The 19,035-nt window shown below is 43.2% G+C and carries 21 protein-coding genes; 2 read left to right on the top strand and 19 right to left on the bottom strand.

Annotated elements, in window-relative coordinates:
* Positions 1 to 39 precede the first annotated feature (39 nt).
* The 19 genes from HMPREF2686_RS01130 to HMPREF2686_RS01035 form a co-directional block, all read right to left on the bottom strand.
* Positions 40 to 747 (bottom strand): ABC transporter, encoded by a 708-nt coding sequence (locus HMPREF2686_RS01130; RefSeq protein ID WP_070448911.1) that lies wholly within the window; start codon positions 745 to 747, stop codon positions 40 to 42.
* Complete coding sequence (locus HMPREF2686_RS01125; protein WP_070448910.1) at positions 744 to 1,424, bottom strand: ABC transporter ATP-binding protein; 681 nt, start codon at positions 1,422 to 1,424, stop codon at positions 744 to 746. The genes HMPREF2686_RS01130 and HMPREF2686_RS01125 overlap by 4 nt, the downstream gene beginning before the upstream one ends.
* 289 nt (positions 1,425 to 1,713) lie before the next feature.
* Positions 1,714 to 3,018, bottom strand: a complete 1,305-nt coding sequence (locus HMPREF2686_RS01120; RefSeq protein WP_148130189.1) for a sensor histidine kinase — start codon at positions 3,016 to 3,018, stop codon at positions 1,714 to 1,716.
* Positions 3,019 to 3,031: 13 nt separating this feature from the next.
* On the bottom strand, positions 3,032 to 3,766 hold the full coding sequence (locus HMPREF2686_RS01115; RefSeq protein WP_070448909.1) for a response regulator transcription factor: 735 nt from the start codon (positions 3,764 to 3,766) through the stop codon (positions 3,032 to 3,034).
* Between the two features lie 753 nt (positions 3,767 to 4,519).
* Positions 4,520 to 6,145 carry a chaperonin GroEL gene (gene groL / locus HMPREF2686_RS01105; protein ID WP_003004647.1) on the bottom strand — a complete coding sequence of 542 codons (1,626 nt, stop codon included), beginning with the start codon at positions 6,143 to 6,145 and terminating at the stop codon, positions 4,520 to 4,522.
* Positions 6,146 to 6,166: 21 nt separating this feature from the next.
* Positions 6,167 to 6,448, bottom strand: coding sequence for a co-chaperone GroES (gene groES / locus HMPREF2686_RS01100; protein ID WP_024055367.1), 282 nt, complete (start codon positions 6,446 to 6,448; stop codon positions 6,167 to 6,169).
* A gap of 129 nt (positions 6,449 to 6,577) precedes the next feature.
* Positions 6,578 to 6,871, bottom strand: coding sequence for a hypothetical protein (locus tag HMPREF2686_RS01095; protein ID WP_003004348.1), 294 nt, complete (start codon positions 6,869 to 6,871; stop codon positions 6,578 to 6,580).
* 100 nt (positions 6,872 to 6,971) lie between these two features.
* Positions 6,972 to 7,826 carry a PTS system mannose/fructose/sorbose family transporter subunit IID gene (locus HMPREF2686_RS01090; protein WP_037585172.1) on the bottom strand — a complete coding sequence of 285 codons (855 nt, stop codon included), beginning with the start codon at positions 7,824 to 7,826 and terminating at the stop codon, positions 6,972 to 6,974.
* Entirely contained in the window at positions 7,810 to 8,652 is an 843-nt protein-coding gene (locus HMPREF2686_RS01085; RefSeq protein ID WP_014712796.1) for a PTS mannose/fructose/sorbose/N-acetylgalactosamine transporter subunit IIC, read from the bottom strand. The genes HMPREF2686_RS01090 and HMPREF2686_RS01085 overlap by 17 nt, the downstream gene beginning before the upstream one ends.
* Before the next feature lie 56 nt (positions 8,653 to 8,708).
* Positions 8,709 to 9,203, bottom strand: coding sequence for a PTS sugar transporter subunit IIB (locus HMPREF2686_RS01080; protein ID WP_000261775.1), 495 nt, complete (start codon positions 9,201 to 9,203; stop codon positions 8,709 to 8,711).
* A 14-nt stretch (positions 9,204 to 9,217) separates the two neighbouring features.
* Positions 9,218 to 9,655 carry a PTS sugar transporter subunit IIA gene (locus tag HMPREF2686_RS01075; protein ID WP_031572670.1) on the bottom strand — a complete coding sequence of 146 codons (438 nt, stop codon included), beginning with the start codon at positions 9,653 to 9,655 and terminating at the stop codon, positions 9,218 to 9,220.
* 140 nt (positions 9,656 to 9,795) lie between these two features.
* Positions 9,796 to 11,094, bottom strand: coding sequence for an ABC transporter substrate-binding protein (locus tag HMPREF2686_RS01070; protein WP_013904504.1), 1,299 nt, complete (start codon positions 11,092 to 11,094; stop codon positions 9,796 to 9,798).
* Positions 11,091 to 11,774, bottom strand: a complete 684-nt coding sequence (locus HMPREF2686_RS01065; RefSeq protein ID WP_037585171.1) for a response regulator transcription factor — start codon at positions 11,772 to 11,774, stop codon at positions 11,091 to 11,093. Before HMPREF2686_RS01065 ends, HMPREF2686_RS01070 begins: the two co-directional genes overlap by 4 nt.
* A gap of 5 nt (positions 11,775 to 11,779) precedes the next feature.
* Complete coding sequence (locus HMPREF2686_RS01060) at positions 11,780 to 13,096, bottom strand: sensor histidine kinase (protein ID WP_024054945.1); 1,317 nt, start codon at positions 13,094 to 13,096, stop codon at positions 11,780 to 11,782.
* Entirely contained in the window at positions 13,096 to 14,079 is a 984-nt protein-coding gene (locus HMPREF2686_RS01055) for a substrate-binding domain-containing protein (protein WP_070448907.1), read from the bottom strand. Before HMPREF2686_RS01055 ends, HMPREF2686_RS01060 begins: the two co-directional genes overlap by 1 nt.
* Positions 14,080 to 14,267: 188 nt before the next feature.
* Entirely contained in the window at positions 14,268 to 14,663 is a 396-nt protein-coding gene (locus HMPREF2686_RS01050) for a single-stranded DNA-binding protein (protein WP_003004675.1), read from the bottom strand.
* A gap of 101 nt (positions 14,664 to 14,764) precedes the next feature.
* The gene (ytpR, locus tag HMPREF2686_RS01045) at positions 14,765 to 15,391 is read right to left on the bottom strand and encodes a YtpR family tRNA-binding protein (RefSeq protein WP_003009800.1); all 627 of its coding nucleotides are present in this window, start codon (positions 15,389 to 15,391) and stop codon (positions 14,765 to 14,767) included.
* Between the two features lie 9 nt (positions 15,392 to 15,400).
* Positions 15,401 to 15,718, bottom strand: coding sequence for a thioredoxin family protein (locus HMPREF2686_RS01040; RefSeq protein WP_003009797.1), 318 nt, complete (start codon positions 15,716 to 15,718; stop codon positions 15,401 to 15,403).
* Positions 15,715 to 16,005 carry a DUF4651 domain-containing protein gene (locus tag HMPREF2686_RS01035; RefSeq protein WP_003004245.1) on the bottom strand — a complete coding sequence of 97 codons (291 nt, stop codon included), beginning with the start codon at positions 16,003 to 16,005 and terminating at the stop codon, positions 15,715 to 15,717. Before HMPREF2686_RS01035 ends, HMPREF2686_RS01040 begins: the two co-directional genes overlap by 4 nt.
* 142 nt (positions 16,006 to 16,147) lie before the next feature.
* On the opposite strand from HMPREF2686_RS01035, the gene pepA reads away from it, so the two are divergent.
* Together pepA and HMPREF2686_RS01025 are read left to right on the top strand one after the other, a co-directional pair.
* Positions 16,148 to 17,212: a glutamyl aminopeptidase gene (gene pepA, locus HMPREF2686_RS01030; RefSeq protein WP_003009794.1), complete on the top strand. Its 1,065-nt coding sequence runs from the start codon at positions 16,148 to 16,150 to the stop codon at positions 17,210 to 17,212.
* A 244-nt stretch (positions 17,213 to 17,456) separates the two neighbouring features.
* The gene (locus tag HMPREF2686_RS01025; protein ID WP_070448905.1) at positions 17,457 to 18,941 is read left to right on the top strand and encodes a DUF1846 domain-containing protein; all 1,485 of its coding nucleotides are present in this window, start codon (positions 17,457 to 17,459) and stop codon (positions 18,939 to 18,941) included.
* Positions 18,942 to 19,035 lie beyond the last annotated feature (94 nt).

Raw genomic sequence — 19,035 nt, 5'->3', positions numbered from 1 at the left:
GAGGCTAGGACTTTTGTCCCAGCCTCTTTTTAACTGCTCCTAGTTCCCCATTTTTCCTTTGGGTACGAGCAGATAGAAAAATAGTAAATTCAATCCAAATACGGCAACAAAGAGCGCTAATTGGCTAGCATCGATCGTTTGTTTCTCGGTCAAATCTTGAATCAGCTTTGTATAATAATAACCTGGGAAAGCCCGTTGTAGCTTGCCAACCAAGTCCATAAATCCTCCACTTGCGCCAAGCGTATCAAAGGGAATAATGGTCATGGCGGCTAAAATAATAACTGGAAAGCCAATGGTATCAATCGTCTTGGCATCTACCCTCACCCCAAGTACAAAGCCAATCACACTAAAGTAGATCCCCATCAAGGATAAGAGGAAAAATTGTACCAACAGGCTAGTCGTCACTGGAAAGTGAAAACCTAGAACAGCAACTACTAGCACCGCTAAAAAGATCAAGCTGTTCAGAATCAGTTGCACGATGCTTTGATCCCATAAATAGTTCTTGACACTATAGCTTGTAAAGTGGGATTCAAAAGAATAAAAGCCGATGTCTGAGGCGATACGCTTACTAAAAGTTGCGAGACTATTGCCAATGACCCCTATAAATACGGCAATGCCTAATAAAATACTTGGTGAAATCCCTTTTTGAAGCTGATAAAAGAAGATATACCAGCCTATGGGTAAAATAATGGTGAATAATACAAAGCGCTTATTTCGTAAAACTTGTTTTAATTGAATCTTTTTCATGCTTGTTCCCTTCCTTTATTCATCTCTTCTCGGAAATACTGCTCAATGGTTTGACCAGCCTGGTGAATGTCCTCAACAGCCTTTGTTGCAGCAATTCGACCCTCTTTTAAAATCAGGACTTTTGTAAAAAAGGCATCAATTTGGTTAAAATCATGGGTCACCACAACAGATGTAAACTCTTGCTGCTCCAGCAATTTCCAAAAATTATCCACTGCTTCCAAGTCCATGCCAGTCGTCGGCTCATCTAAAAAAATCAATTTTGGATGATTCAAAATGGTTAACAACAAGGACAAGCGTCTCTTTTGACCACCAGAAAGACTTCCCACCATCTGCTCTCTTGATTCTCTCAATTCAACCATTTCTAAGAGTCCATTGATATCAGCCTGCTTCTGCTGATTCATCCGGCTTTTTAATTCGACGAATTCAGCAAGGGTTAGATCCTCGATGAGCAGATCTCCCTGAGGCATCATCCCAATTTCTCTTTGAAAATCAAGCGAAGTCTTTATCGTTCCCGAATCGGCCTGGAGTTGCCCTGCGATAATGTTGAACAGGGTACTTTTTCCTGCTCCATTATTTCCCAGCAAGGCAATTTTGTCTCCTTCTTCTATCGAAAAAGACACCCCCTTTAATACAGCTTTCTCCTTAAATGATTTTGTAATAGATGCTACCTGAAACATACGATCCCTCTTTTCTTATTGATCTTGTGTCCATTATACTTCAAGGGGAAAACCTTGGAAGCTCTCTGTCAGAATCGGTCAAAAAATCGTCGTGAATGGTCAAAAATGAGGCTGGGACAAAAGTCCTAGCCTCTCAGTTATCTTTGAATTGTCGAGCAAGACGCAGCGGTTGACTGGGCTCTACTACGCTGATTTCATCAGCTTTTACAGCCCTACACAACTGTGCGGAGGTGGGACGACGAAATCGAATTCTAACGAATGACCGATTTCTGTCCCACTCTCTCTTCCATTATTCCTTCCAAAAGGTCAGGCTCTGGGTAAATCGGTAGTTTGAACTCTTGGTAGACACTGTCGTTTTGGGATACTTTTCCAGTAATTGTTGGATCTTGTACAAGCCAAGACCACGGCCATCTCCTTTACTTGAGTAGTCCTTTTCAAAAATTCTCGCCAGATCTATTTTTTCAGCTTTTGTACTATTTTCAACTATTAAGATGAGGGAGTTTTCCTCCTGGAGCATGGCAAGAGTCAGCTGTGGGTCATCTGATTCAAGACTCGCTTCAATAGCATTGTCACAAAGGATGGATAAGAAGGTGATGAAATCTAAAACCTCGATGAATAAATCACGAACAGGTTCATCGATCTCGACAGAGATCCCAATCCCTTTATTTTGAGCTTCCAACAATTTTGCGGACAGAACACTTTTTACAGCTGGATTTTCGATGTGACTGAGTTTGGCAATATCAAACTTGCTATCGTAAAATTGTTGGCCACTCTCTCGAAGAACATTCTCATAAACTTCCCTGATCGCATTGAGATCTTCATGCTCAATACTTAACTTGAGACTGGTTAAAATATTCAGGTAATCATGACGAAAGGCACGAATCTCCCCATAGAGCATTTCGACGTGTTGGCTATAGGTGGCTAACTCCTGCAGTTGCCTATCTTTTTGTTCCAGAATCTCTTGTTTCAATCGTTCTTTGGACACTGCATTGAAATACAAGAGCATCACAAAAAACAAAATCAGATAAATACTATTTAACTGTTCCCGTAAAGCATCTGCATGCGGGATCTTATCCTCAAAAACCACCAGACCTACAACACTGACTAAATACACAAACATGGAAAGATCCATCGGGAGTAAGAAACGATTAAAATACTGCCGTTGAAACCCTACTTTTAAATCTGTAAAATCTAGTTTTAACAATTTAGTGATTCCTATATAAACAGGAAAGACCAGCAATTCAAGTAGAGCATCATACCAGCTGACAGATGCCTCATGAACAAGTACAATCCCTAGCATCGGAAAGACATAAAAGGCTAAGAGACGCGCAATGAGACTCTCCATGACAACCGGGTAGAGCCCGTAAAAAATATTCAACAGGTGTCGTATGTTACGATTTCGATAGAAACTATAGGCAATAAATACTAAGAAATAGCCAAAAAAGCCTACCGGTGGCACAAGGGTAAAGACGACTGCAAAGAAGAAAGGGCACAAAAAGAGCCAGCGCCAAGCGAACTCTTGTCTACTGATATGACGATAGATCAGCATGCTGACGAAGAACTTTAAGTAAGACATTAGAATATTTAACAGCAATTCCTTCTCCCTTCTATTTTTTCAAAGCTTCCAGTAAGCCTCTATACTTGGTCCGTGAGATCAAGCAATTGTCCCCATTTTCAAAAAAAGCTTTCTTGGCTTCTTTATCAATCTTCGTAATATTTTGTGGATTCACCACAAAGGAGCGGTGGCACCGATACAAGCGGGGATCTGCTTTTTCGATATCGGCAATACTGGCGTAAAATTCTAAGCGCTCATCCTGGGTGTGTAAAATAACCTTGTGAATGGTTGGAGACGTTTCAACATACAAAATCTTATTAAAGGGAACTTGTACACGCGCCATCGCACTCTCAAATGTAAAAGCATCTTGCGCAATCGTGGTCCCAGCTTGCTCCAAGGTATAATCGATGGCTGAGCTGATTCTCTCTCTGAACTCTTCCTCACCCAGCGTTTTATCGATAAAATCCAAGGCAGCTACTTTGTACTGAAAGGTAATGGGCATGAATTCAGAGTGAGTGGTGACAAAGACAATGGTCGCATGGGGGTCTTTCTTACGAATCTCTTTTGCGATCTCTAGACCCTTTTTCTCCTCACCTTTAATCTCGATATCTAAAAAAAATAGGTGATGGGCGCCTCTCTCTGTGACAGCATCCAGCAACTGGCTTGACTTCCCAAACACTTCTGGCGCTTTGCACTGCAGGGATTTTTGACGGATGAGATCCTGCAAGACCGCTTCGATACGCGATTGTTGGATCCATTCATCTTCTAACACAAAAATCTTCAACAAAGTCCTCACTCCTTCCCCTCTACGAATATGTTCTATTTTACCATAAATGATGCCTACTGAGCCACTCTTTCAAAAGAGACTTGATAGGCCTTCTACCTTTTCTCCTAAACAAAAAACTCTCCCGGAGGAATCCGGAAGAGCTTGCGCAAGGGGAATTTGAAAAATATTTTTTAATATGAAAAAGGTCGATAAAATCTATGCTATGTTCAAACTCTCATTTTACTAACAGCGATATTACGATCAAGTTTTATTGTCAATAGACATGTATGTGGGAAGTTCTCCCCTTGCAACAATGTAGACCTGTGATCTACTCTTACTAGTATACACTAGAATTATTACAAAATCAGTTAATTTGTATTGCAATTTGTTGGCAAATATTCCTCCGCCTGAAAACACCACAAACGCTTGATTCCCAAGCATCTACGCAAGTCCTCTTTAATTAGTATTTATCATTTCTGTTACAAAATTTAAAATAAAAATATTATTCCACAACACATGAAAATTCCAAAGCACGATAAAAAAGGAGGAACGATATTTTCCTCCCTTTGAGCTAGTAAGACGATTAGCCAGGCCGCAACATAGTGGCTACTATCCAACGATGAGAGGTATAGCCTCAATCGTGTAACAGTTACGACAGAAAATAAAGAAGGCCTATAACGCCTTCTTTATTTTCTTAGTAAGACACTTCGGCAAGGCACCATGGTGCTTGCCGTAGCCTAATGAGGTGCTTTAGCACCCATTAGGCTAAGTGTGTTACATCATCCCACCCATCATGCTTGGATCCATTCCTGGTCCTGCTGGGGCTGCTGGTTCTGGTTTGTTGGCTACGACTGCTTCGGTCGTCAAGATCAGACTCGCTACGGAAGCGGCGTTTTGAAGGGCTGAACGGCTCACTTTAACTGGGTCGATGATTCCTGCATCAATCATATTCACCCATTCACCTGTTGCAGCATTGAAACCTGTTCCGACTTCGGCATTTTTCAAGCGATCAATCACAATAGATCCTTCGTAACCGGCATTGTGAGCAATTTGGCGCACAGGTTCTTCCAAAGCACGAAGAACGATATTGCGTCCGGTTGCTTCATCTCCTTCTAATTCAAGGGCTGCGACTGCAGAGATAACATTGACAAGAGCTGTACCACCTCCGGCAACGATTCCTTCTTCAACGGCTGCGCGAGTCGCATTAAGGGCATCTTCGATACGGAGTTTCATTTCTTTCAATTCTGTTTCTGTTGCAGCACCAACCTTGATCACGGCAACACCACCAGACAATTTGGCCAAACGTTCTTGTAATTTTTCACGGTCAAATTCAGAGGTTGTGGTTTCGATTTGTGACTTGATGACCGCCACACGGTTAGCGATCGCTTCTGGGTTACCAGAACCTTCGACAATGACGGTACTGTCTTTATCGACTGAAACTTTAGCTGCTTGACCAAGGGCTTCAATGGTTGCATCTTTCAATTCCAAACCAAGATCGTCTGTAATGACTGTACCACCTGTCAAGATGGCAATGTCTTCTAGCATGGCTTTGCGGCGATCACCAAATCCTGGTGCCTTAACAGCTACGACATTAAAGGTACCGCGGATCTTGTTCAAGACAAGTGTTGGAAGAGCTTCGCCATCGACATCATCTGCGATGATCAAGAGTGGACGGTTGCTTTGAAGAATGCTTTCCAACAATGGCAAGATTTCTTGGATATTTGAAATCTTCTTGTCAGTAATCAAAATGTATGGATTTTCAAGGTCTGCCACCATTTTTTCATTATCAGTGACCATGTATTGTGAGAGGTAACCACGGTCAAACTGCATGCCTTCAACGACTTCCAGTTCTGTTTCCATTCCACGAGACTCTTCAATCGTGATGACCCCATCTTTACCAACTTTTTCCATGGCTTCAGAGATGTACTCACCGACTTTTTCAGAACGAGAAGACACAGCAGCTACTTGAGCAATGGCTTCCTTGCTTGATACTGGGATCGCATTGTTTTTCAAAGCTTCTACTGCTGTTGCAACAGCGGTCTCGATCCCACGGCGGATGCCAATTGGGTTAGCACCTGCAGTGACGTTTTTGATCCCTTCACGGACGATAGCTTGAGTCAAGACCGTTGCGGTCGTTGTACCGTCACCTGCGATATCATTGGTCTTAGAAGCCACTTCTGACACCAATTTAGCACCCATATTTTCAAAATGGTCTTCCAATTCGATTTCTTTTGCGATAGTTACCCCATCATTTGTGATCAAGGGTGAACCAAATGATTTTTCAAGAACCACATTGCGACCTTTAGGGCCCAACGTAACTTTCACTGTATCTGCTAAGACATCGACACCACGGACCATTGCAGAACGTGCATCAGATGAAAATTTAATATCTTTTGCCATTTCTCTTACCTCTTTCCTCTCTTACTCTACAATTGCAAGAATGTTTGCTGTTCCAACGATGGTGTAGGTTTCTTCCCCATCTTTCACTTCAATTCCTGCATGGCTTTCAACCAAAACATGGTCTCCTGCTTTTACAGCTGGAGCGATGAGTTCACCACTTAGGGTACGCACACCTTCACCAACGGCCACTACTTCAGCTGTTTTTGTATCAGCCTTGCTCGCACCGGCGAGGACAAAACCTCCAACAGTCTGTTCTTTTTCTTCGACTTTTAAGACCACACGGTCTCCTAATGGTTTTAACATGTTCATTCCTCCATACGTGTTTTTAGCACTCTCTATACGTAAGTGCTAACTTATGTTTCTATTGTATCACTTGGTCAAAAATAGTCAAGAAAAAAACACCTCAAAAATAAATGAGATGTTTCTAAAATATCAATTTAAAATTGTCAATTTTTGATTGAAATCATCGATCACTTTTTGAAGATTGATACGCCCGCGGTAGATGCCATATCCAAAAACAATCATGCCTAAAATTCCAACCAAGGCTAGTAAAATCCCGAGGATCAAGAGTGGGAGGAAACTTTTGTGAAAGAGATAGATCAATACAACACCAATACTGGCAATGATAAAGAGTAAGCTGAACCAACGACCAAGGTTTTCAAGCATGTGGCGTTGGTACTTGATTTCTGTTTCATATCCATTGACAAGTTCTTGTTTTGTAACCATGGGATTCCTCCTGAAAAAAATTGAGAATGAAGTGCAAGTAAAGGAGGTCCATTCACTTCATTCTCAAAAACTCCTACTAGCAAATTCGTTTTTCTTGACCTTAGTATTTAAGATGTGGGTCGAAGATACCAAGAGCAACACCGATCAAAGCCACTACAACGAGAAGTAACATAACTTTGTTTGGTGAAATTTTTTTCTTAGACATCAACCACCAGCAAAGAGTGATGAAGGCTGCTGTCAAGAGACCTGGATAAACACCATCGATCTTTTCTTGGATGTTCAAGAAGACTTTTCCTTCAGAATTCTTGAATTGAAGGGCTGTTGTAACAGATACCCAAGTAGCTGCTACGGCACCGATAACCATACCACCGACAACGCTGATCGCTTTACGAAGAGCTTGTCCTTTTGGTCCTACAAGGAATTCAACGGCTTTATCCCCTAATTGGTAACCTTTGAAGAAGGCAAAGCGCATACCAAAGTAGACTAAGAGGTTCCATACGACGATGTAGAAGAGAGCACCAGCGACGTTACCACCTTTAGAAAGACCAAGGGCAATCCCTAAGAGAACTGGAATCAAGGTACCAACGACCAATGAGTCACCAATACCAGCGATTGGTCCCATCAAACCGGCACGCATACCGTTGATGGTTTCGCCATCTACTGCATCTCCGTTTGCACGCGCTTCTTCCAAACCAGCTGTGATCCCTACAACAAGAGATCCAAGTTGTGGTTCAGTGTTGAAGAAGGCCGTATAGGTTTGCATAGCATCCTTTTGTTCTTCTTTTGTGTCATACATTTCTTCTACGATTGGAAGCATAGAAGTCAAGTACCCGAAGGTTTGCATATGTTCTTGAGAGAAACAAGTCAAATGACCATAATACCAATGATGGAATGCTTTTGCTAATGTTTTCTTTGAAATTTTCTTTCTATCAGCCATTTTAAATATCCTCCTCATCATCGTCTAGATCCACCACTCCGGCTGGAGCAGCTTTCATCGATTTGATCACTTCAAGTTCATAGTAGATTACTGCAAAGATTAATGAAACAACGGCACTGGATACCAAGTTCAATCCGAGAGATTTTGCCAAGGTAAATCCAACAAAGAATGGAATGAAGTCAGTTGCTTCTGTAACAATTTGTTTCAACAAGATGGCAATACCGACACATGGGAGAAGAGCACCGACTGTAAAGAGGGCTTTCATCCAGTAACCATCCATAGGAAGGTATTGTTTCATCAAATCAACCATGTTTTCACCGTATTTGGTGATAATCATTGTTGGAAGGAAAGAGAAGAGGAAGTGAGAGATCCAAGGGTAAACCCAGTCAACTGCGTAGAGTTTTTTGAAGTTTCCTTCTTCAACGGCTTTCCAACCAATGTGTTGCCAAACCAAGTTCATAGTAGCGGTACCGTAGAAAAGAACGGTACCGATTGTCCCAACGGCTGCACCGATTGGAGCTGCAGCTGCGGCGATTCCTGCTTCATCTGTGATGTTATTAGCATGCACAAACAAGATAGCAAGAGGAACACCGATGTAAGAGATGGCACGCACATCGGCAGATACGGTACCACCAGGTGTTACCAAGGCGATATAAACGACTTGAAGGGCAACCCCGACCATAATACCGGTTGTCACATCTCCAAGAATTAAACCTGAAATCAACCCACCGATCAAAGGACGACCGAGTGTATAGTTCCCGATACTGGAACCTCCCATACCAGGCATTGAAGACAAGCTGGCGAAAATACCAAGCAAGATTGCTTGAATCCATGAAATTGTCATAACAAACGCTCCTTTTGTTTGTAAATTTATTTACCTAACAGATAGGACTGTTAGTTTTAAAAACCAAATTTTGATTTGAAATCATCCCAATACCCGATGGAAACATCTGGCAACAATTGGAATTTCACCTTGTAGCCTGCTGCTTGAATGGCTTGGAAGGCTTCTGCTTCTTCCTGAGTGATGGATTGGTTATTTCCCAATTTCACAGCTCCAGGACGATCATTTGCAGGGCCAACAATGATTTCTTTGACATCACCTGGGACAAACCCTTGGTCGACCAAAATTTCCTTCATATCGATTGGATTTTTGGTGATCAAGAAGTAACGACTATCTGATTCTGTTACTTTTGCTGATTTTTCTTTAAAGGCTTCCTTTGTCCATACAAAGGTTTTCTTGTCTGATGCGCCTTTGTAAGCTTGAATCAAAACCTTGTTTGATGCTGCTGCATCGTTTACGGCAATCAAACCATCACATGGTTTTTCCTTTGCCCAGCGTGTGACTGTCTGACCGTGAATCATGCGGTCATCAATCCGTACAAATGTTACTACCATAAGGTACCTCCCTATTAAATATCGTCATCATCTTCTTCAGCACCAGTGGCTGAAACTTCAAAAGGCTGTAGTGCAGATCGTGCTTCTGATAAGATGGTGGCTGACAAATCGTCTCCATCCAACACATCCTTCATCACAACTGCCGTCAAGGCCATGGTGAGGTTCATCCCACCAAGGATTAAGGCTCCATCGAGCTTTCCAGCTTCTTCTAGAACCGTGGCTGCAGTGGTTAATGGACTACCACCTACGATATCTGCCAAGACCAAAACAGAATCATCAGCTGTCAATCCTGAAATGCTCTCTCTGAAATCAACTGCGAAGTCATCAACTGATTTTCCTTCTTTGAGTCCAACTGCGATGACCTGATCCATCTTATCACCAGCAAACATGGCTAGTGATGTTTTTAGACCTTCTGCCAGTCCACCATGACTGACCAAAACGAGGTATTTCATTTTTCTACGCCTCCTTTATTTGACTCTATTGTAGACTATTTGAAAGCGTTTTTATATTGTCAAATGTCACATTCCCAATATGACATTTAGCAATAAAAAAATGACATCTGTCACTTGACAAAATGCCATCTTATTTTGCTCTAAACTCCTACCTGTAGACTACTTTCAATCTCCCTCTGAATTTGAGGCAAGCGGTTCTCAACATCCTGATCGCGCAAGGCATTGCCAATCAAGTAGTCTAGCTTTTCTAGCACCTCTTTTGAGACATTTTTCGGACTACTTTCAACAGCTTGTTCCATGATGCGGTTCAAGGTCTGATTGGTCAAGGAATCCGTCCCAAAATCATCCACCTGCAGAAGGTCTTTACTAGAGCGACTCTTGACTACCTGTGGCATGACAGAGATCCCTTGGGATTGGGCAAAGAGGGTTTGTTGAATGTCTGGATCCTCTGTCAAGAGTTGCATCAATTCCCAAGCCAACTTGGAATGAGAACTTCGAGCCGACATAGCAAAAGAAGTCGTCGTGACCAAGGTTGCCTTGGTCGTTTTTGACTTAGCAGGCATCGGGATACAGGTCCAGGTGAAGTTTGAATATTTAGAAACGTGGTAGGGATAAGGTTTATAGGTCCGATATTGGGCCAAGGTCATGGGATAGAAGGCGACTTTCCCCTGGTCAAAATCTTTAGAGCTCACCTTGTAATTTTTATTTAGATCTTCCAATTTTTGCAGAAAAGTCAAAGACTCTTTGACTTCTGGAGCTGTCAGCTTGAGCATGCCACCTTGGAAGAGATAACCTCCATTTGCTGCCAAGGCTTCTTTCCAGGTGTATTCTGTACTCCCAAATTGGTCCAATTGCCCATCCCCATTGGTATCTTTGGTTAGTTTCTTGCAAATCGTATAGAACTCTTCAAGGGTCCAACCTTCTTTGGGAACCGCGATGCCTTCTTTATCCAAGAGATCTTTATTGACACACATCAAAATCGGATTGCTTTCATAAGGCAAGGCATAGGTTTGCCCCTGAAAGACACCCGATTCAAAGGCAACGGGATAAAAGGCAGCTTGATCTTTTCGATCCATATAGCCGTTTAACTTCTCGAGCACACCCCGCGCTGCTAATAAGGAAAGATCTTGCTCAGAGACCATAAACACATCCGGCGTCTTTCCTGAAACAATCTTTTCAGAGAGCCAATCTGAATAATCTGACTGCGGAATCCCATTTTCATACTCTACACGGACGTGGGGATGGGATTTTTCAAATTTTTGAATGGCACGATCCAAGGCATGGGAACGTTGACTAGTTGGCACATCCCAGCTAGAACCTGCATAAACGCCGATATGGAGTACGGTCGGTTGCTGTTTCCACCAATAAAAACCTGCGCTTGCACAGAGCACAACAAGGAGACCGATCCCCCAACAAAGATGCTTTCGCTTCAATTTCATTCTGTATTTCCTTTAGAAAAATCACGTCTCGTCACTCCTGTTTGGACTGACCAGATCGCTAATTGCGTTCGATCTCGTAGGTTTAATTTCGCCAAAATCGTTGATAAGTAATTGCGCACGGTTCCTTCTGACAAGAAGAGTTTGGCCGCAATTTCTTTATTGGACTCCCCATAGCCGACTTCTTGGATAATGCGCCATTCCGTTGTGCTCAAATCCTTGACATTGTCCTCATCCACAGCAATAGAGAAGTTGGTTTTGGCCATTTGAGAGAAAATTTGAAAGACTTTACTAGCGATATTCGGGTTGATCATAGCTCCGCCCTGATATACCACCTTAATCGCTTCATAGAGTTCCTCTGTCGAGGCTCCCTTTAAAAGATAACCTGAAGCACCATACTTGAGTGCACTATAGATAAATTCATCATCGTCAAAGGTCGTTAAAATAATAATTTTGATATCCGGATAGTGTTCTTTTACTTCTTTTGTCGCCAAAACCCCATCCATGCCTGGCATCCGAATATCCATCAAGATCAGGTCAGGATGTGTCTGCGGAATGCTAGACAAGACATGATTCCCATCTTCCACTGTGGCTACCACTTCGATATCGGGGTGGGCCGACAAAATAATTTTTAGAGATTCTCGAATCAAGGCCTGGTCATCTGCCACCATTACTTTTATCACCATCTCTATCTCCCTTCTTTATATTTCGGTAAACTCACGCGCGTGAAAAATCCATCGCGGCTTTCAAATTGAAGCTGTCCTCCTAGGATAGAAATTCGTTCCATCATCTGCTTGAGCCCATAGCCATAGGTCAAGGTTTCAAACCCAACCCCATTGTCCTGCAACTCGATCAGGTAATCTTCTTCATCCTCAAAAAAATGAAGGCTCAATCGACTGGCATGACCGTGGCGAACCGCATTGGTCATAGACTCTTGGATCACACGAAAGATCGTATCTTCAATCATGACGTCCATATCAACATCGACCCATTCATAGTGTAAATCAACCTGCAAGTTGGAAAGCGTCTGGTACTCGCGGATCATCTTTTCTAATGCATCTTTGAGGGTTCGTCCCTCAAGGGCACCTGGACGGAGGCGGTTGAGAGAGCCCCTCACATCCTGGATTCCTTCACGAACCACTTCTGATACGCTTTTTACCTGCTCTTTTGCCCGATTGGGATCGATATCAATCAAGACTCCGACAGCATCTAAACCTGCCGAGATCCCTGTTAGCGCGTGTCCCAAGGTATCGTGAATCTCCCGAGCAATCCGCTTGCGCTCTCGATCCTCTGCAATCTTCTCAGACAAGGCCATATAGTTGTTCAACTCCGTATTGACCTTCGAAACCATGGCCAACTCTTCTTCTACTTCGTGGTTTTCCGCAAGAACATTCATAATATAGAACAAAAGCGAAATAATGAAGAGCACCATATTCAAGGCATAGAGGGAATTTTTCAGGAAAAAGGCCAGAATCCGAATGGAGGCAGGATAAAAATGAATATAGACATCCAGAGAAGGTATCGGAAAGAAAAGCGAAAAGACGTCTGAATTGGTCACAAGAAGCATCAGGAAACTTACTAGGATAAACGCAAACCAATACTTGCGGTCTCGCTTGGTATTCAACTCTTTGGAACCATAGAAGATATCCGCAAAAACCAAGAGAATGAGCCCGTTATAAGCTACATTTTGGACCCACATCAAGAGCAACATCAGGAGGATCTCCAGAATGTTCCACTTATCAAAAATGGACCATCGACTCGTTTGAGACCGGTAACGACTCATGGAGATCAAGGCAATTCCAGCAAATAAGAGCGCAGACAACCAAAAAGTTGTAGAGGGCGCAAAAGGAATACGCTCTAAGCGTTCTACTAATAGAGAAGCTTGCCGTTGGGCAATGATATAGTTGGTTGCTTGAAGATAGATGATACTGTTGAGCATCACAGCGATAAAATTTACGACCATCAGGATGGCTAAACTGTATCTCACACCTCTAAATTTTCTCATTACTGCCACCCATTCACATCAAAGTGATCGATGTTTTCCTTTGTCATCATTTGAACCGGAATGGTTATCTCTTTTTGGTAGCTCTTCCCATCAGCCATATCTTGGATGACCTCCATCACGCGGTCTCCCATCTTCAACGGAGACTGGGCAACGGTTCCCACGACATCATCTGTCGAGTGTAGCAAGGCTTTCATATCTGGTGAGCCATCGATCCCATAAATCGCAATGGGATGAGTGATTCCTTGCTCCTTGATCGCTGCTAAAGCTCCTATAGCCGAGCGGTCATTTAGGGCAACTAGTGTATCGACATTCCCCCCTGACTGCAAGAACTTACGGACAGCCGGCATGGCGATCTCCGTCTGACCTTTGGTTTCTAGTTCAGAGATAATCTCATAAGAGCCATGTCCTTTGATGGTATCCTTAAATCCCTGAATCCGCGTATCTGCCGAAACAGTCCCTTTGTGCTCCAAGAGAAGGATCCGAGCATTTGAAGAGCGTTTCATCAGCTCTTTCGCAATCAAGACTCCTGCTTGGTAGTTATCAGAGACAATGCTGGCATCCGGCTTAAAATGCTTGAGCTGGGTATCAACTGCAATGATCTTAATTCCTTGTTTTCTAGCTTTTTTAAGAGCTCTTAAAATGGGCTGACTATCCCCTTTAACCGGATTAATCACAATCACATTTACCTTTTGAGCGCAAAAATCATCGATCTGCTGGCTCTGCCTTTTTTCGTCCAATTCTGGATCTCGAACAGATACAAGAGCCCCTCTCTCATCAGCAATCCGACTAATTTCCGAATGAATACTTTTATAGAACTCATTGTTCATGGTCATATAGGTGACACCGATCTTGGTCTGATCCTTGATGCTACTGGTTTGACAAACGGCATAGATCCACAAGAGGATGCAGGCCACCGGAATCACCAGTAGAACCCGTTTTATCAGCCATTTTAACAGTTCTTTTCTTTCTTCTTTCCCCTTCAAACTCCGTTCCTTTTCTGAAAATTTTGAATATATATTACTTTATTTTACTACTTTTTCAAGAAAAGTGCTGGCTTTTATTGTACAGATGCATATTTTTGATTTATTTTTAAAAGACTTGTTCCCGAATGAAATCCCTAGCAAGTATCAAAAAAGCTGGTCTATAAACGAACCAGCTTTCTTTTTTGATCCTAAAAGGGAAGATCTTCCTCTTCTAAGATGATATCGGCTAAATCTCCCGTTCCACCATTTTCACGCATCGCTCGCTGAGCGCGGCTCTCTAGCAACTGAAAACTTTGGCAGAGGACCTCTGTCACATACTGCATGACCCCATTTTTCTCGTAGCGGCGCGTCCGAATCTCTCCATCCAAAGAGATCAAGCTCCCTTTACTGGCATAACTAGCCATGGTTTCAGCCAATTTCCCCCAGACAACCACATTGACAAAATCAGTCTCTCGCTCCCCGTTTTGGTCCTTGTAGCGACGATTGACCGCAACGGTCACTCGGGCAACGGATTTGTCTGTGCTGGTTTTATGCAATTCTGGGGCCGCTACTAGGCGACCGATTAAAATAACTTTATTATACATCATTTACCTCCTATCTATTTATTCGAAAAAATTTCAAAAAATGGAGGTGACAAACCAAAATCAAAAAAATCTAGGATCCAAAACATCCTAGATTCTTCTCTTTATTCGTGCCAGTGACGAGCAGGATCAAAAGGTGTCCCTGCTACTTCTGCATCATCCAATTCAATAATGCCTCGTTTTTGAGGAGCATTTGGCAAGTGCAATTCACGCGGACTGCACATCATGCCATAACTTTTTTCACCACGAAGGGCCCCTGGGAAAATCAAGCTGCCATCCGGCATCATAGCACCTGGAAGAGCGACAATGGTCTTTAGACCCACCCGCGCATTTGGAGCTCCAGCTACGATCTGAACCGTCTTATCTGGTCCAACTGCTACTTGGCAGATATTCAAGTGGTCACTATCTGGATGGGCTACCATTTCAAGGATTTCTCCCACCACAAATTTTGGTTCCCGATCATTGACCAAACGTTCTGCGAAGCCTTCTCTTTCCAATTCTTGATTCAAACGAGCTACTTGCTCATCTGTCAAAAAGACTTGGCCCTTGCCTTCGATGGCGAAGAAAGATGAGGCATCAAAAATATTCCAGGCAACGGTTTCTTGCTTGTCCTCACGGTAAACGCGAGCCACTTTTCCTTTTCTCTCCACCGCGAGCTTTGCTTCTCCACTATTTTTCAAGGTCAGCATCAAGACATCGCCGACTTGTTCTTTGTTGTATGTTACAATCATGTTTTTCTCCTATTTTAATCCTGCTAAGAATGCTGTAAGCTGCGCCTTGGTTTTTCGATCCCGATTGACAAACCGACCGATTTCCTTATCCTTTTCCAGAACCACCAAACTTGGGATCCCATAAACATCCCAGACTTTCGCCAGATCCATATAGGCATCTCGGTCAATCAAGATAAAGGTAAATTCGGGATTTTCAGCTTCAATCTCCGGCAAAAAAGGCTTGAGGTAACGACAATCCCCACACCAATCTGCTGAAAAGACAAACACTTTCTTGCCATCTTGCTCTACATAAGAAGCAATTTCTTCTAGAGAATTTGGTGTAATCATAGTTTTTCCTCTTCATAATGCAAGAGACCGTCCTCATAGACAAAGCGGTAATGGCGCTCATCTTCAAAAATGACGCCTCCTACTAAGCGTTCTTCACTAGACTCGTAGAGTTCCACATACAGGGTCGCAATCGTCCCCATGGCTTCCATTTGCTCCCGTACTTCTGCTACCAACTCTTCTTGGGTACGGAGACGCTTTTGATCTTTGGCGATTTTATAAACACCGGCCGCAAGAGCTCCTGCACTTGCTACAGCCAGACTAGACAAAATAATTTTTTTAGCTTTCATAGTGCCTATTGTAACACAAAATAAGCAGAGGGACAACGGTCTAGGCTGGATCTCTCCCTCTGCTTTTTGAGATTGATTTCCATAATAACGCTACCATCCTTGTAGAAAAAGTGTTAAAATAGCATCAGAAAGAAGGTAACCTATGACTGATTTATTTTCTAAAATCAAAGAAGTAACTGAAATCCCTGCTATCTCAGGTCATGAAGCTCCTGTACGGGATTATTTGCGCCAACAATTGACCCCTCATGTGGACGAAATCGTGACAGATGGTCTCGGTGGGATCTTTGGGGTCAAACATTCAACAGCTGCCGATGCTCCTCGTATCTTAGTAGCTGCCCACATGGACGAAGTTGGTTTTATGATCAGCGAAATCAAAGCTGACGGAACTTTCCGTGTTGTCCCAATCGGAGGTTGGAATCCGATGGTCGTCAGCAGCCAACGCTTCAAACTCTTTACACGTGACGGACGTGAATACCCTGCTATTTCAGGATCTGTTCCTCCTCATTTGACACGTGGAACGGGTGGACCAACCGTACCAGCCATTAGCGACATCATCTTTGATGCAGGCTTTAGCTCTAAAGCCGAAGCTGAAAGTTATGGGGTTCGTCCTGGAGATACTTTGGTCCCAGATAGCTCTGCGATTCTCACTGCTAATGGTAAAAACGTCATCTCAAAAGCATGGGATAACCGCTACGGCGTCTTGATGGTCAGCGAATTGGCCAAGAGCCTTTCTGGACAAGCCTTAAACAACGAACTCTATGTAGGGGCCAACGTTCAAGAAGAAGTGGGACTGCGTGGAGCCCACACTTCAACCACTAAATTTGATCCTGAAATCTTCCTTGCTGTAGACTGTTCACCAGCGGCCGATGTCTTTGGAGACCAAGGAGCGATTGGGGAAGGAACACTGCTTCGCTTCTATGATCCAGGTCACATCATGCTACCAAATATGAAAGATTTCTTGCTCACTACTGCTGAAGAAGCAGGTATCAAATTCCAATACTATTGTGCCAAAGGTGGTACCGATGCAGGTGCAGCACACTTGAAGAACGGTGGAGTCCCATCAACCACTATTGGTGTCTGTGCACGTTACATCCACTCCCACCAAACCCTCTATGCCATGGATGATTTCTTGCAAGCACAAGCCTTCTTACAAGCATTGGTTAAGAAATTGGATCGCTCTACAGTTGATTTGATCAAACACTATTAAGCAACATCGATCACGAAGCCCCGTAAGGGGCTTTTTTAGGGGGAAAACAAGGTTCTCTTTGAAACTTTCCAGCGTGAGTCACCATTGAGCCCCTCGGCATCCACACTCCCTTAGGAAAGTATCTTAGAATATTTTATCTTCCATCTGTTTTCTGATATAATATGAAAGAATGAAATGGTAGGGAACGGAGCACTCATCCTTGGATTTGTGTGGCAGACCTTTCCCTTATATACAGGAGTTTTACATGAAAAAACAAGCTTTTAGTTCTGAAAAGTATTTGAACTTGCAACGTGACCACATTATTGAGCGGATCAATCAATTCGATGGCAAGCTCTACCTTGAATTTGGTGGTAAGATGTTAGAGGACTTCCACGCTGCTCGTGTCCTCCCTGGATACGAACCAGACAATAAGATCAAGTTGCTCCAAGAATTGCGCGACCAGGTGGAAATTGTCATTGCCATCAACGCCAACAACATTGAGCACTCAAAAGCCCGTGGGGACCTAGGAATTTCTTATGACCAAGAAGTACTGCGTTTGATCGACAAATTCAATGAATTGGGGATTTTTGTAGGCTCTGTCGTCATCACCCAATATGCTGGACAAGCTGCAGCAGATGCCTTTCGCAAACAACTGGACAAGAGCGGGATCGCCTCTTATCTCCACTATCCGATCAAGGGCTATCCGACCGATATGGACCACATCATCTCTCCTGAAGGGATGGGGAAAAATGACTACATCAAGACTAGCCGCAATTTGGTCGTTGTGACAGCTCCTGGACCTGGTTCTGGTAAGCTGGCAACTTGTATGTCCAATATGTACCATGACCAATTAAGTGGGATCAAATCAGGTTATGCTAAGTTTGAAACCTTCCCAGTATGGAATCTTCCTTTGCACCACCCAGTCAACTTGGCTTATGAAGCAGCAACTGCAGATCTGGACGATGTCAATATGATCGATCCCTTCCACCTCCAAACCTACGGAGAAACAACGGTCAATTACAACCGCGATATCGAAATCTTCCCTGTTTTGAAGCGCATGTTGGAACGCATCTTAGGAACCTCTCCATACGCTTCCCCAACAGATATGGGCGTCAACATGGTTGGCTTTGCCATTGTGGACAATGACGCTGCGATTGAAGCTTCCCAACAAGAAATCATCCGTCGCTATTACCAAACTATCTTGGATGTCAAAGCTGAACGCGTCGGTGAAGGAGCTGTCAAGAAGATTGAGCTCTTGATGAATGATTTGAGCATTACTCCAAATAATCGGAAAGTGACCGTTCTTGCTCGTCAGAAAGAAGAAGAAACAGGAGAGCCAGCCTTGGCACTTGAATTGCCAAACGGCGAGATGGTAACCGGAAAAACCTCCGATCTCTTTGGCCCAACCGCAGCCCTCTTGATCAATGCGATCAAGAAATTGGCGCATATTGATAAAGAAACCAAATTAATCGAGCCAGAATACGTCCAACCTATCCAAGGCTTGAAGATCAATCATTTGGGTAGCCGCAACCCTCGTCTTCACTCAAACGAGATCCTCATTGCCCTTGCTATTACAGCCATGACCAATGAAGACGCTAAGCTTGCTATGCAAGAATTAGGCAAGTTGAAAGGCAGTGAAGCCCACTCAACCGTGATGCTAACAGACGAAGACAAGAATGTCCTTCGCAAGCTCGGTATCAACGTCACCATGGACCCTGTCTACCAGTACGATCGTTTGTATCGTAAATAAACTAAGACAAACAAAAACAATCCCTGTTTTAGGAATTGTTCAGATTGAAGACAAAGTCTTCTTAAAAAACTTTCCTTAGGTGAGTACGGACGTC

Origin of the sequence: Streptococcus sp. HMSC057G03 (assembly GCF_001808745.1) — a bacterium.
Classification (GTDB): domain Bacteria; phylum Bacillota; class Bacilli; order Lactobacillales; family Streptococcaceae; genus Streptococcus; species Streptococcus parasanguinis_Z.
This window is presented reverse-complemented; position numbering and strand designations above follow the sequence as displayed.

Coding starts and splice junctions, on each gene's coding strand:
- HMPREF2686_RS01095 (WP_003004348.1), bottom strand. CDS start 6,871: ATGGTTACAAAACAAGAACTTGTCAATGGATATGAAACAGAAATCAAG.
- HMPREF2686_RS01125 (WP_070448910.1), bottom strand. CDS start 1,424: ATGTTTCAGGTAGCATCTATTACAAAATCATTTAAGGAGAAAGCTGTA.
- groES (WP_024055367.1), bottom strand. CDS start 6,448: ATGTTAAAACCATTAGGAGACCGTGTGGTCTTAAAAGTCGAAGAAAAA.
- pepA (WP_003009794.1), top strand. CDS start 16,148: ATGACTGATTTATTTTCTAAAATCAAAGAAGTAACTGAAATCCCTGCT.
- HMPREF2686_RS01070 (WP_013904504.1), bottom strand. CDS start 11,094: ATGAAATTGAAGCGAAAGCATCTTTGTTGGGGGATCGGTCTCCTTGTT.
- HMPREF2686_RS01075 (WP_031572670.1), bottom strand. CDS start 9,655: ATGAAATACCTCGTTTTGGTCAGTCATGGTGGACTGGCAGAAGGTCTA.
- HMPREF2686_RS01130 (WP_070448911.1), bottom strand. CDS start 747: ATGAAAAAGATTCAATTAAAACAAGTTTTACGAAATAAGCGCTTTGTA.
- HMPREF2686_RS01060 (WP_024054945.1), bottom strand. CDS start 13,096: ATGAGAAAATTTAGAGGTGTGAGATACAGTTTAGCCATCCTGATGGTC.
- HMPREF2686_RS01035 (WP_003004245.1), bottom strand. CDS start 16,005: ATGAAAGCTAAAAAAATTATTTTGTCTAGTCTGGCTGTAGCAAGTGCA.
- HMPREF2686_RS01090 (WP_037585172.1), bottom strand. CDS start 7,826: ATGAGGAGGATATTTAAAATGGCTGATAGAAAGAAAATTTCAAAGAAA.
- HMPREF2686_RS01040 (WP_003009797.1), bottom strand. CDS start 15,718: ATGATTACACCAAATTCTCTAGAAGAAATTGCTTCTTATGTAGAGCAA.
- HMPREF2686_RS01050 (WP_003004675.1), bottom strand. CDS start 14,663: ATGTATAATAAAGTTATTTTAATCGGTCGCCTAGTAGCGGCCCCAGAA.
- ytpR (WP_003009800.1), bottom strand. CDS start 15,391: ATGATTGTAACATACAACAAAGAACAAGTCGGCGATGTCTTGATGCTG.
- HMPREF2686_RS01025 (WP_070448905.1), top strand. CDS start 17,457: ATGAAAAAACAAGCTTTTAGTTCTGAAAAGTATTTGAACTTGCAACGT.
- HMPREF2686_RS01085 (WP_014712796.1), bottom strand. CDS start 8,652: ATGACAATTTCATGGATTCAAGCAATCTTGCTTGGTATTTTCGCCAGC.
- groL (WP_003004647.1), bottom strand. CDS start 6,145: ATGGCAAAAGATATTAAATTTTCATCTGATGCACGTTCTGCAATGGTC.
- HMPREF2686_RS01080 (WP_000261775.1), bottom strand. CDS start 9,203: ATGGTAGTAACATTTGTACGGATTGATGACCGCATGATTCACGGTCAG.